Raw genomic sequence first — 12,020 nt, forward strand, 5'->3', positions numbered from 1 at the left:
AACACAGCGCTACTCCGCTATCCCTGTTACCATTAGTTTAATAACTCCAAGTCCAGTGCCGTCAGGACCGAACCGATACCATGACTACCGCGTTTTTTTCACACGACGATTGCGCCAAGCATAATATGGGCGCCGAGCACCCGGAATCTCCGGAACGCCTGAGTCGTATTATCAGTTATATCGAAGACACTGGTCTCGACCAGGAACTGGACTGGGTTCGCCCTGACGAGGCCACCCGTGACCAGCTGATGATGGTCCACCCCGAGAAGTACCTGCACCAGCTCGACCTGATGCAACCCACCAAGGGCCGGGTGTTCACCGATCCCGACACCGCGCTGATGCCGGATACCCTGCGGGCCGCCCGGCTGGCCGCGGGGGCCAACATTGAGGCGGTCGACATGGTGCTCAGCAGTCAGGTGACCAACGCCTTTATCTGTGCCCGCCCCCCGGGGCATCATGCTGAGCGGGCCAAGTCCATGGGCTTCTGTTTCTATAACAATGTAGCCCTGGCCGCCATGCGGGCGTTGACGTTTCACCACCTGGAGCGGGTAGCGATCGTGGACTTTGATGTTCACCAGGGCAATGGCACCGCCGATATTGTTCAGGGTGATGAACGCATCATGATGTGCTCCAGCTTCCAGCATCCGTTCTACCCCCACTCCCACGTTTACCGGTTGCCGGACAATATCGTGAATGTGCCCATTCCCGCCGAGTGCGACGGACCGGAGTACCGCAAGCGGGTGGAGGAAGGCTGGGTAAAGAAACTGGAGACGTTCAAACCCCAGTTGATCCTGGTGTCTGCCGGGTTCGACGGTCACCGTCTGGATCCCATGGCGGAAACCAACCTGGAAACTGACGACTATCGCTGGGTGACGGAATTGCTGACAGGGTTGGCGAAGGAATACGCCAATGACCGGCTGATATCCACCCTGGAGGGTGGGTATCACCTGAAGGCACTGGCTGAAAGCGTTGGCGCCCACGTGGGCGAACTGGTCAGGGCCGGACGCTAACCACCGCAGGCCCTGACTTTCGAAGGCATTTCCGGTTACCCGCTGGCGCCGCCAAAGGCATCGCTGCCCGCGCGCTGGACACCCCGATTATCGCCCTCCCGCTCCAGACGGATGTTGGTACGGCGATTGTCTGCGGGGTTGCCGGATACCGGATACTGGTCCGCATGGGAGCGGATCACGATCAGGTCTGCCGGCACGCCCACCTCGATCAGGTAATCCGCCACCGCCTGAGCCCGTTCCTCGGACAGCGCCCGGTTCTGGATACGGCTGCCGAAGCGGTCGGAATGGCCATCCACGAATATCCTCGTCACCGTCGGGTCGGCTGCCACATAAGTGGCAATGTTCTCCAGCAACTTACGATCCCGATCCACAAGCGACGTACTGCCGGACGCAAACGGCACCCGGGAACGCTGGATCTGATCGTAGTTCACCGGCAACAGCCCGGTGACGCAACGGCGGTAGCCGTCAAACTGGGAGCGGAAGTTGATATTGGATAACCTGACCCGCACCGGCCCGCCCTGGTAGCGGGCCTGACGGGTCACGGTCGGGGCCATGCCCGACAACAGGCCTTCCATCATGGCCATGGCGTCGCGGTTGCCCACCTCCACCACCTTGCGGTTGTCGCTGACCTGCACATAACCCAGTCGCCGCGTCGGCTCGCCCGGTCGCCAGGCGGGCGCCTCCACCACCAGCAGGCCGCGCCCCGGTTGCATCAGCGGCAGGTCGGCCTCCAGATAGAACCCGAGATCCTCCCCGGCTCTGTGCCTGAAGACAGCCCGACCATAACCGGGCACCTCATGGGTCAGCGTACAGTCGAATACGGATTCAGAAAGGTACCACTCACTGTTTTCCAGCCCGGCGCCAAAACTGCGGGCGTCCGCCAATGGCGACGTTCCCATTGCACCGGCAACCAGCAGCGCCATCAGGGTCCGCCTTACCGGCAACCCTCTGATTTCCGCTGTCTTTGCTGAACGATCGAATCTGACCATGGCCGTTTCCGGATTTCCGATGTAGGTGCACCTGACTAAGGTATCGGCCAGCCCCCCGGATTCTTTAGCCCCCTGCTTCTGGTATACTCGCCGCGTTTTGAGGCAGCGGAGCACAGGCACCATGACCGATCAGATCACCCTTACCCGGCCGGACGACTGGCACCTTCACGTACGGGACGGCGACGTGCTCGCAGACGTAGTGCCGGCCACGGCAGAGCGTTTTGGCCGGGCCATTATCATGCCCAACCTGGCACCGCCGGTGACCACCGCGCAACAGGCCATGGACTACCGTGACCGTATTCTTGCAGCCCGGGGCGAACACACCGGCTTCGAGCCACTGATGACCCTGTACCTCACCGGCTCGACCACGCCGGACGATATTCGCGAGGCAGCCCGGGCAGGCATTCCGGCAGCCAAGCTGTACCCCGCCGGTGCCACCACCAACTCCGCCTCTGGCGTGCGCGACATCAACGAGATTGACCATGTGCTCGCCACCATGGCCGACTGCGGCATGCTGCTGCTGGTCCACGGCGAAGTCACCCACGATCATGTGGACATCTTTGACCGCGAAAAAGCCTTTATTGATCAGGTGCTGGCCCCGGTAATGCAGCGCCATCCCTCGCTCAGGGTGGTTATGGAACACATCACAACCCGCGATGCCGTTGACTTCGTGCAGAGCCACGACGGGGGCCGCCTTGCCGCCACCATCACCCCCCAACACCTGATGTACAACCGCAATCACCTGCTGGTGGGCGGTATCCGTCCTCACCTTTATTGCCTGCCGGTACTCAAACGCAACGTGCACCAACAGGCTCTTCGGGAGGCCGTCGCCAGCGGGGACCGGCGCTTTTTCCTGGGTACCGACTCTGCCCCTCACGCCCGGGACAAAAAGGAAACCGCCTGTGGCTGCGCCGGCTGCTACTCAGCCTGTGCCGCCATTGAGCTCTACGCGGAAGTATTCGAGGAACTGGGGGTACTCGATAAGCTGGAGGCCTTTGCCAGCTTCAACGGCCCCGACTTCTATGGCCTGCCCCGCAATACCGACACCATTACCCTGAAGCGCGAGTCCTGGTCTGTTCCGGAGCAATTGCCTCTGGCCGGCGGCACCATTGTTCCCCTGCGAGCCGGCGAAACGCTGCGCTGGCGCCTGGTCTGATTTACGCCCGTAGACATCCGAATCTGGAGACGTTGTGACTGAAGAAGCCAGCAAGCAAGTTCATCCCATGGCACGCCGCTTTCGGGGCTTCCTGCCGGTAGTGGTGGATGTGGAAACCGGCGGGTTCAACTCGCGCACCGACGCCCTGCTGGAAGTGGCGGCGGTGCTGATCACCATGGACGAGGATGGCTGGCTGCAACGGGGAGAAACCATCTCCCAGCACGTCAAACCCTTCGAAGGGGCCAACCTGGAACAGTCGGCACTGGATTTCACGGGCATCGACCCCTGGGCGGAAGACCGTGGCGCGGTGGACGAAACCGAGGCCCTGCGGGAGGTCTTCAACCCCATTCGCAAGGCGGTAAAGTCCCACGATTGCAAACGGGCGGTGCTGGTGGGTCACAACGCCACGTTCGACCACAACTTCGTATTTGCAGCGGCGGAACGGGCGGACATCAAGCGCAACCCTTTCCACCCCTTCTCCACCTTCGACACCGCCACCCTGGCGGGCCTGGCCTATGGCCATACGGTCCTGGCGGAAGCCTGCAAACGGGCCGGGCTGGAGTTCAGCAGCCGCGAAGCCCATTCCGCCGCCTACGACGCGGAAAAGACCGCCGACCTGTTCTGCGGTATTGTCAACCGCTGGAAGGCCCTGGGCGGCTTTCCACTGCCGCAAGCCGAAGCGGACGGCGCCCGCACAGAAAAGCCGGACAGCGAGTAGCTGCCGGCTCTCTGCACCGGTGGCCAGCTTACCAGTGGATGCCCCGCATCAGCGCGGCAAACGCGATCTGCTCGGACGTGGCCTTGGGCTGATCCGCCCGCTTGCTCGACGCCGCCGGCGAGTCCGGGAACATCCGGTACCCCGTGTTCATCACAATCTCCCCCAGCTTCGGGGCCACCGCATGGGTGACCTGGGCAAAGATGCCCAGCCGGGTGGCGATGCGTTTGGGCCGGTGGATAATGGCCTCGGTCACCATATCGGCCGCCTCATCCGGGGTCAGTGTGGGCACCGAGTCATAGATCTTGGTAGGCGCGATCATCGGTGTTTTCACCAGCGGCATGTTGATGGTGGTGAAGGTCACATTGCGATCTGACCACTCCGCGGCGGCACAGCGGCTGAACGAATCCAGCGCGGACTTGGACGCCACGTAGGCCGAGAACCGCGGCGCGTTGGTCAGTGTGCCAATGGACGAGATATTGACCACATGCCCACGTCTGCGCTTGAGCATACCCGGCGCAAAGCCCATGATCAGGCGTACGGCGCCAAAGTAGTTGAGTTGCATGGTGCGCTCGAAATCGTGGAAACGGTCAAACGACAAGGCCAGCGAACGACGGATGGAGCGCCCGGCATTATTGATCAGCACATCCACCGTGCCATGGTCCGCCAGCACCTGGGCCACGAAACCATCACAGGCCTCCATATCGGCGAAGTCGCACTGGTAGGAGTGCACCTCGGCACCTCGGCTTTGCAGGGCCTTCGTCACCTCTTTCAACCGCTCCGGTTTGCGGGCCCCGATCACCAGTATGGCGCCCGCGTCCGCCAGTTTTTCCGCCGTGGCCAGGCCGATCCCCGAGGTCGCCCCGGTAATCACACAGACCTTGCCTTCCACCGCGCCGCGCAGGCTTCGGTCACGGAACAGGTCCGGGTCCATGTTGCGCTCCCAGTAATCCCATAGCACCGCGGCATAGTCGGTGAGGCGCGGCACCTCGATACCACTGCCCTTGAGGGCCCGTTCGGATTCCCGGTTGTCGAAACGGGTCGGGTAGTTAATAAAGGACAGCACCGACTCGGGTATGCCCACGTCATCCAGCACTGCCGAGGTCAGTCGTTTCACCGGCGGCAGGCTCTTCAGTGACTGCCGGATGAAAGGCGGCACAAAACCGAACATCCGCGAGTCCACCCGCAGGGCCATACGCGGGGCATGTCCCGCCTCACAGAAGATGTTGAGGATTTCCCCCACCTTGTAGGGATCCGGGTCCACCAGATGGAAGCACTTACCGTCTTCCCCGTCCAGGTGGGCAATGTGATCCAGGGCATCCACCACGTAGTCCACCGGAACGATATTCAGCCGTCCACCCTCAACACCAATAGTGGGAACCCATTCAGGCAAGAGATGACGCACCTTCTGGATCAGCTTGAAGAAGTAATAGGGCCCGTCCACCTTGTCCATTTCACCGGTGCGGGAATGCCCCACCACCATGCCGGGACGGTAGACCCGGAAGGGTATCTGGCACTCAGCCCGCACCAGGCCCTCGGACTCGTGCTTGCTCTTCAGATAGGGGTGGTCGAGACCAGCGGCCTCGTCGAACATGTCCTCGCGGAAGGTGCCCTTGTACATACCCGCCGCGGCAATGGACGAAACATGGTGAAAGCAGCCCGCCTTGAGCGTCTGGGCCGCCTCCATGGCGTGTCGGGTACCATCAACATTCGCCTGCTGCTGGGTGGTTTCGTCTGACGCCATGTCATAGACCGCCGCCAGGTGGAAGAAGTGGTCCACCTTGCCCGCCAGCGCCTTGCGGGTTTTAGCGTCCAGCCCCAGACCCGGCTGATTCAGATCGCCCGTCACCGCATGAACCCGTTCGGAGCCTTCCCCCCACCGGGCCCGTAACGCTTCCAGTTTGTCCAGGGACTCCTTGCGTACCAGCAGATGGACGTGACCACCCCGTGCCAGCAGGTTCGCAACCAGAAACCGGCCGATAAAACCGGTGCCACCCGTCAGAAAATAGTTCATGTTTGTTCAGCCCTTGGGTTGTTTTTATCATTCGAATATCTACACATACTGTATGCCATCCCCACGATTCCTCAAATGCCAAAAGGCAGACTTTTGACCTGCCTCAGAACGGAACCCCGAAGCCGCATGCAGGAAAGGGAACCAGATGCGATAATCCCTGTCCCAATGCATCAATATCGCGGCCCATGTGGCCGACCCAACCAGGAGACCTGTGAATGCCCAGCCAGGACAACGCTGATCGCTATATTTCCATTGCACGAGCCTGCCTGAAGGCCATCAACGACACCGCAACCGACAGCGGCAGCCGGGAAGAGAAGATCCAGGCGGTATACGAAGCCATAGATGATGCGTTTCAGAGCGAGTTTGCCGAGCAACGCCAGGCGATCAACGTGATGGCCTCGGTGCTGGAGCAAATTGCATCCGGCGAACTGGGCAACGAGGACGCCGCGACACTGGCGCGCATTACCCTCGACCAGACGCCCAACGCGGCAAGCCAGGGCCGGGTCCACTGACCGGCCACTTCAACCCCATACGTAACACCCAGGAAAGGACGCACCGAATGAGGATGACGCCCGTCTCCCCGTTGGGCCTTGCCCGAATCATCGCCCTGTTTACCCTGTTCTGGTTTGCCAGCCTTGCCCAGGCGGCGATCCAGCCAGTCAAAAGTCCGGCGGACGACAACGAGTACCGTTACATCAGCCTGGATAATGGCCTGGAAGCGCTGCTGATATCCGACCCGGGGGCGGACAAGGCGGCGGCATCCCTCAACGTCGCCGTAGGCAGCGGCAACAACCCGGAAGACCGTGAGGGGCTGGCCCATTTCCTGGAGCACCTGCTGTTCCTGGGCACTGAGAAATACCCCAACCCGGGTGAATACCAGCAGTTCATTCGCAGCCACGGTGGCAGCCACAATGCCTTTACCGCCTTCCAGGACACCAACTACTTTTTCGATATCCAGCCCGCACACCTGGAGCCGGCCCTGGACCGCTTCGCCCAGCAGTTCTCCGACCCGCTGTTCACCGCCGAGCTGGTCGACCGCGAGCGCAACGCGGTGCATTCGGAGTACAGTGCCTCGCTGAAGGACGACGGGCGCCGGTACTATTCCGTGCGCAAGGCAATCAGCAATCCCGAGCACTCCTTCAGCCAGTTTTCCGTGGGCAACCTCCAGACCCTGGAAAACTCTGAAGAACGCCCCCTGCGAGAGGACCTGATCGAGTTCTGGAAAAACCACTACTCGGCCAACCTGATGACCCTCGCGGTGTATGGCCCACAGTCCCTGGACGAGCTGGAGGCCATGGTTCGCCCCCGCTTCAGTGCCATCGAAAACCGTAACCTCAAGGTAAAGGACTATCCGCAACCGCTGTTCGCGCCAGACACCCTGCCCGCGCGGTTGCAGGTGCAGACCATCAAGGATATCCGCCGGCTGCAGCTGATCTTCCCCATCCCCTCGCAGCGGGACCAGTACCCGACCAAGCCACTGCATTACGTGGCCAGCCTGCTCGGACACGAGGGCCCGGGTAGCCTGCTGGACGTGCTCAAGCAACGCGGCTGGGTGGAAAGCCTGTCCGCTGGCAGCGGCACCGACACGGGTGAGCATTCCACCCTGGAACTGAGCATGGCCCTGACCAACGAGGGCATGAAGCATCAGGACGACATCGTGGCCCTGGCGTTCAGATACATCGACCTGGTCCGCCAGCAGGGTATTGATCGCTTCCGGTTCGAGGAGGACAGGCAGCTGTCGGAAATTGATTTCCGCTTCCAGCAACAACCGGATCCGGTGCATCTGGTGATGCGACTGTCGATGGAGATGCAGGAGGTAGCGCCGGAAGACGTACTGCAGGCCCGCTACATGATGACCGACTATGTCCCCGATCAGTACCGCGAACTGCTCGGGCACCTCACCCCGGACAACGTGCTGATTGCCGTGCAGAGCAAGCAGGCCCTGCCTGAGGACGCCAGCACCACCCAATGGTACGACACCCCTTACCTGCTTCAGACCAGCGTCGACGTGCCCACAGGTAATGAGCTGACGGCACGACTGGCCGATCAGCTGGCGCTGCCGGAAGAAAACCCGTTTATTCCGGAGGATCTCGCGGTACTGGAAGGGCCGTCCATGGACCAGCCGGAAAAGCTGGCCACCTTCGGCAACCTGCAGATATGGCATGCCAAAGACACCCGCTTTGAACGGCCGGAAGCGAACATCTTCCTGAGCCTGCGGTCACCACTGACCACCGCATCACCCAAGGGCCAGGTACTGACCAGCCTGCTGGCGGAAGCCGTTTCCGTGCAACTCAACCCCTGGGCCTATCCAGCCCAGACCGCCGGTCTCGACTACCAGGTTTACCCACACCTGCGCGGCCTGACCGCCCGCGTTGGCGGCTACCATGACCGCCTGCCGGTACTGATGAACCGGATCATGACCACCCTGGCCGACCCGGAAATCAGCGAGCAGCGGTTCCGTATCGCCCGCCAGCAACTGATCGATAACCTGCGTAACAGCCTGCAGGACAAGCCTGTATCCCAGGCGGCCTCCTTTGTTCAGGATGCGCTCGTCCAGGGCGCCTGGACCAACCAGGAGAAAATGGAAGCGGCCGAAGCCGTGACGGTGGAGAACCTGCGCGAGTTTGCCCGCTCATTCACCAACCGGGTTGATGCGGTCATGCTGGTTCACGGCAATACCACCCCGGCCTTCGCCCTGAATACGGCCCTACAGGCCAGCGCCCTGTTACTGAATGACTCGCAGGCGGCTATCGTCAACCGCAGCCAGGTAAGGGACCTGCCAGCCGGCGAAACCCGGGTAACCCTGCCGGTACCCCACCCCGACACCGGCTACCTGCGCTACAGCCAGGGCAGCAGCACCGGGTTTGACGAGCGCGCCCGCTACCGGCTGCTTACCCAGGTGATCAGCGGCGCCTTCTACGAGGAACTGCGCACCACCCGGCAGCTGGGCTACGTAGTCTATGCCACACCCTTTGAAATGCTGGAAACCCCGGCCATCGGGCTTGTTGTGCAGTCACCGGATGCCACGGCAGAAACCATCGACGAGGCCGTGCAGGCGTTTGCCGACGCCTTCCGGGAAGAGCTGCAAGCCATGACAGCGGAAGCTCTGCAAAAGGAAAGACAGGCGGTCATCAGCAACCTGGTGGAGCAGGACCGTCGGCTGTCGGACGTCTCACAGCGTTACTGGCGTGAAATTGACCGGCAGGCCACCGGCTTTGATTCCCGTGAGAAGCTGGCAGCGGCGGTCGGGAAGGTCACGAAAGGTGAGCTGCTGGCCACCTTCGATGCGGCCCTGCGTGAGCTGGATGCCAGCCTGCTGGTCACCACCAGCGCAGACGCCACCGCCTCCGACGAGGTGCTGGAGACACTGCGCGATCAGCCCCCGGTGGGCAACTGACCGAATTCCGCCAGGAAACGATCCCAGTCCGCCGGTTCGTCCACATCCCAGCGCGGGCTCAGGGTAGCCACCCTGAGCCCGGCGTTGCGGGCGGCAGCCACGCTCTGCGCCAGCGCGAGCTCACTGCCCCACAACACCCCCTGCAGCATCTCCGGCCGTGTACGCCGCGCCGCAATCAACACGTAACCACCATCATCCGACGGCCCGAAGACCACATCCGCTTCCGCCAGCGCTGACTTCGCCTGGTCAATATAGTCCGCGTCCACCGAGGGGCAATCACTGCCAACCACCATGGCGATATCGGCCTCCCGCAGGCCAGCGGTAAGCGCCCGGGTCATGCGCTCGCCAAGGTCTTCCCCCTGCTGTGTTGACTGCCCTACTCCGCTGGCCGCCATGGCCTGCAGGATGGAGACTGCTTCCTCAGGGGGCTCTGCCATGGCCGTATCCCACGCCAGGGTTACGGGATAACCGGACTGCACCAGCCGATCCATCACCGTCAGGGTCAGGCGAACATGGGCATCCAGGGCGCCTGCCTCCCCCAGGGCTGATGCCAGCCGGGTTTTGACGCGGCCACGCCGGGGCCACTTGGCAAACTGAATCAACTGCACCCCGGCCATCATCGTTCTCCGTTTTCCTTGTTCATGTTGGTTACTGCCGGCCCCCGGACATCCGCCCGGTAGGCCCGGGCAAGCTCGACCGGGTCCGCGCCCCGCCAGTAACGCCAGCGCAGGCGCCACATCAGCGCGATGGTGCGCCAGGGCCCCAGTTGTTCCCAACGTCGGCTGTCCGTCACCACCGGCAATCTGATGCAGAATGGCCGCGAAACCTGACGGAGGCGCCGGCAGAGCGCCACATCCTCCATCAATGGCAACTCACGATACCCGCCCAAATCCTCGAACAACGACCGGCGCACAAAGATGGCCTGATCCCCGGTGGCAATCCCCGTCAGGCGGGACCGCTGATTCATCATGAAGGCGATGAGCCGAAATAGAGGACGGGAACCGCTAAGACGTACGTCAAACCGCCCCCACGCGCTGTCACTGGCCAGGAACGTCTCCAGTGCCTGATCAGCCCGTTCCGGCAGCACCGTGTCGGCATGCAGAAACAACAGTACCTCACCACTCGCTTCTGCCGCGCCCCGGTTCATCTGCAGGGCCCGCCCCCGCTCCGAGCTTACCACCCGGTCACACCACGGTGTGGCGAGGGCAACGGTATCGTCGTCGCTACCGCCGTCCACGAGGATCACCTCCGCACCGGCATCACGCATGGCAGAAAGGCGCTCAAGGGAAGGCACAATGGAGGCAGATTCGTTCAGAACGGGGACAATGATACTGACAGCAGTCGACCGCGGCACAGGCTGCTCCGGGGCAGAAAAAAGTGAATGAAACCACAGGGAAATCGAGGAAATCCGGCCCCCACCTTGAGAGACAGGCGCCACCCCGTTATTATACCGGCCTTTCCAGCGAAAGGCCCCCGTAGCTCATCTGGATAGAGCGTCCCCCTCCTAAGGGGAAGGTAGCAGGTTCGAGTCCTGCCGGGGGTACCATCTGAACTTCCATCAAGCTCCACTATCTTCCATATACCACTGTTTCAAAACAATTTACCCTCTCCCTTCAGTCCACCGAGTTCCACCAAATTCTATGCAGAGCCATGCTTTCCGGGGGTACTTCTGGGGGTGCAAACCGCAATGCACCCCGTTATAGTGAAATTTGTACCCCCACTGCGGAGCCGAACACCGCCATGGCAACAGATAAGCTAACTGACAGACAGGTTAAGGCAGCGACCTTTGAGAAGTATGAGAAGCGCACTAAGCTCTCTGACGGTCAAGGCATGTACCTGGACGTCCAGCCCTCCGGTAAGTACTGGCGCATGAAGTATCGGTTTGAGGGCAAGGAAAAGACACTTGCCCTTGGGGTATACCCTGATGTCCCATTAAAACTGGCTCGTCAAAGGCGATCAGAAGCACGGGAACAGATTGCCACTGGCATCGACCCTAACGAAGCCAAGAAACAACTGAAAGCCGCTCAACAGGTGAAGGCAGATACCTTCAAGGCAGTGGCTGAGGATTGGCTCAGGCTGAAGAAAGGCGAACTTGCTGATAGCACACTCGAAGTGGCACGGAAACGACTTGAGACCTGGGCTTATCCGAAGCTGGGGCACCTGCCACTATCAGAAATAAAGCCTGTCACAGTGCTTGAAGCCCTCCGTGAAATAGAGAACCAGGGCAAGCACGAGACCGCCCATCGTATCCGACAACGCATTGGTGAGATCTACCGTTTCGCGGTGGCTGAGGGGCGTGCAGAAACAGACCCCACCTCAATCCTGAAGGGCCTCCTGAAAACCGTCCCCACACAGCACAGATCTGCCATCACGTCGCCTAGCGAACTTAGGGCACTACTCAAAGCTATAGATGCGTACGGCGGCCACGCTACCACCAGGGCAGCCTTGAAACTTGCCCCTATGCTGTTTTTACGACCAGGTGAACTCCGTAACGCTGAGTGGAAAGAGATAGACCTCAAATCCGGCACCTGGATCATCCCAGGAAAACGCATGAAAGGCACCCAAAAGGCCAAGAAAGCCGGCCAGGTACCGGACCACATTGTCCCCCTGCCCTCACAGGCAACCGTGGTTCTGAAGTAAGCGCTCCACCAACCCCATCTTAACGGTCTGACCGGAATTCGCCAGACTCCCAGCCTCTGACTGAAGGAGGCTGACCATGAACCATCAACTGACCTCGAC

10 protein-coding genes and 1 tRNA gene are annotated in these 12,020 nt (G+C 61.4%); 7 read left to right on the forward strand and 4 right to left on the reverse strand.

All coding sequences use genetic code 11. The features are described from left to right. The first annotated feature begins 80 nt into the window (after positions 1 to 80). Complete coding sequence (locus ACFOZ5_RS14280; protein WP_379888468.1) at positions 81 to 1,010, forward strand: histone deacetylase family protein; 930 nt, start codon at positions 81 to 83, stop codon at positions 1,008 to 1,010. A gap of 35 nt (positions 1,011 to 1,045) precedes the next feature. Here ACFOZ5_RS14280 and ACFOZ5_RS14285 read toward each other — a convergent pair whose 3' ends face one another. Beyond that, positions 1,046 to 1,999, reverse strand: a complete 954-nt coding sequence (locus ACFOZ5_RS14285; RefSeq protein ID WP_379888470.1) for a flagellar protein MotY — start codon at positions 1,997 to 1,999, stop codon at positions 1,046 to 1,048. Between the two features lie 121 nt (positions 2,000 to 2,120). On the opposite strand from ACFOZ5_RS14285, the gene pyrC reads away from it, so the two are divergent. Then, positions 2,121 to 3,155 carry a dihydroorotase gene (pyrC, locus tag ACFOZ5_RS14290; RefSeq protein WP_379888472.1) on the forward strand — a complete coding sequence of 345 codons (1,035 nt, stop codon included), beginning with the start codon at positions 2,121 to 2,123 and terminating at the stop codon, positions 3,153 to 3,155. A gap of 67 nt (positions 3,156 to 3,222) precedes the next feature. After that, positions 3,223 to 3,873, forward strand: coding sequence for a ribonuclease T (gene rnt / locus ACFOZ5_RS14295; protein ID WP_379888486.1), 651 nt, complete (start codon positions 3,223 to 3,225; stop codon positions 3,871 to 3,873). Between the two features lie 28 nt (positions 3,874 to 3,901). Here rnt and ACFOZ5_RS14300 read toward each other — a convergent pair whose 3' ends face one another. Continuing rightward, positions 3,902 to 5,884 (reverse strand): SDR family oxidoreductase, encoded by a 1,983-nt coding sequence (locus ACFOZ5_RS14300; protein WP_379888474.1) that lies wholly within the window; start codon positions 5,882 to 5,884, stop codon positions 3,902 to 3,904. A gap of 215 nt (positions 5,885 to 6,099) precedes the next feature. Here ACFOZ5_RS14300 and ACFOZ5_RS14305 point away from each other — a divergent pair, with 215 nt between their 5' ends. Both ACFOZ5_RS14305 and ACFOZ5_RS14310 read left to right on the forward strand, forming a co-directional pair. Then, positions 6,100 to 6,396, forward strand: coding sequence for a hypothetical protein (locus ACFOZ5_RS14305; protein ID WP_379888476.1), 297 nt, complete (start codon positions 6,100 to 6,102; stop codon positions 6,394 to 6,396). A gap of 47 nt (positions 6,397 to 6,443) precedes the next feature. After that, complete coding sequence (locus ACFOZ5_RS14310; RefSeq protein ID WP_379888478.1) at positions 6,444 to 9,281, forward strand: insulinase family protein; 2,838 nt, start codon at positions 6,444 to 6,446, stop codon at positions 9,279 to 9,281. Here ACFOZ5_RS14310 and ACFOZ5_RS14315 read toward each other — a convergent pair. Next, positions 9,260 to 9,898 (reverse strand): TIGR04282 family arsenosugar biosynthesis glycosyltransferase, encoded by a 639-nt coding sequence (locus ACFOZ5_RS14315; RefSeq protein WP_379888480.1) that lies wholly within the window; start codon positions 9,896 to 9,898, stop codon positions 9,260 to 9,262. The two genes, ACFOZ5_RS14310 and ACFOZ5_RS14315, sit on opposite strands and share 22 nt — an antisense overlap. Further along, complete coding sequence (locus ACFOZ5_RS14320; protein WP_379888482.1) at positions 9,898 to 10,635, reverse strand: TIGR04283 family arsenosugar biosynthesis glycosyltransferase; 738 nt, start codon at positions 10,633 to 10,635, stop codon at positions 9,898 to 9,900. The genes ACFOZ5_RS14315 and ACFOZ5_RS14320 overlap by 1 nt, the downstream gene beginning before the upstream one ends. A gap of 115 nt (positions 10,636 to 10,750) precedes the next feature. On the opposite strand from ACFOZ5_RS14320, the gene ACFOZ5_RS14325 reads away from it, so the two are divergent. Both ACFOZ5_RS14325 and ACFOZ5_RS14330 read left to right on the forward strand, forming a co-directional pair. Beyond that, positions 10,751 to 10,827: transfer RNA gene (locus tag ACFOZ5_RS14325), tRNA-Arg, on the forward strand. Positions 10,828 to 11,021: 194 nt separating this feature from the next. Then, positions 11,022 to 11,921 carry a tyrosine-type recombinase/integrase gene (locus tag ACFOZ5_RS14330; protein ID WP_379888484.1) on the forward strand — a complete coding sequence of 300 codons (900 nt, stop codon included), beginning with the start codon at positions 11,022 to 11,024 and terminating at the stop codon, positions 11,919 to 11,921. Positions 11,922 to 12,020: the final 99 nt, after the last annotated feature.

Source organism: Marinobacter lacisalsi, from assembly GCF_042651045.1.
GTDB lineage: Bacteria > Pseudomonadota > Gammaproteobacteria > Pseudomonadales > Oleiphilaceae > Marinobacter > Marinobacter lacisalsi.

What these genes read in the sequence shown, in the direction of transcription:
- ACFOZ5_RS14280 (WP_379888468.1), top strand. Translation starts at nt 81, where the DNA reads ATGACTACCGCGTTTTTTTCACACGACGATTGCGCCAAGCATAATATG.
- ACFOZ5_RS14285 (WP_379888470.1), bottom strand. Translation starts at nt 1,999, where the DNA reads ATGGTCAGATTCGATCGTTCAGCAAAGACAGCGGAAATCAGAGGGTTG.
- pyrC (WP_379888472.1), top strand. Translation starts at nt 2,121, where the DNA reads ATGACCGATCAGATCACCCTTACCCGGCCGGACGACTGGCACCTTCAC.
- rnt (WP_379888486.1), top strand. Translation starts at nt 3,223, where the DNA reads ATGGCACGCCGCTTTCGGGGCTTCCTGCCGGTAGTGGTGGATGTGGAA.
- ACFOZ5_RS14300 (WP_379888474.1), bottom strand. Translation starts at nt 5,884, where the DNA reads ATGAACTATTTTCTGACGGGTGGCACCGGTTTTATCGGCCGGTTTCTG.
- ACFOZ5_RS14305 (WP_379888476.1), top strand. Translation starts at nt 6,100, where the DNA reads ATGCCCAGCCAGGACAACGCTGATCGCTATATTTCCATTGCACGAGCC.
- ACFOZ5_RS14310 (WP_379888478.1), top strand. Translation starts at nt 6,444, where the DNA reads ATGAGGATGACGCCCGTCTCCCCGTTGGGCCTTGCCCGAATCATCGCC.
- ACFOZ5_RS14315 (WP_379888480.1), bottom strand. Translation starts at nt 9,898, where the DNA reads ATGGCCGGGGTGCAGTTGATTCAGTTTGCCAAGTGGCCCCGGCGTGGC.
- ACFOZ5_RS14330 (WP_379888484.1), top strand. Translation starts at nt 11,022, where the DNA reads ATGGCAACAGATAAGCTAACTGACAGACAGGTTAAGGCAGCGACCTTT.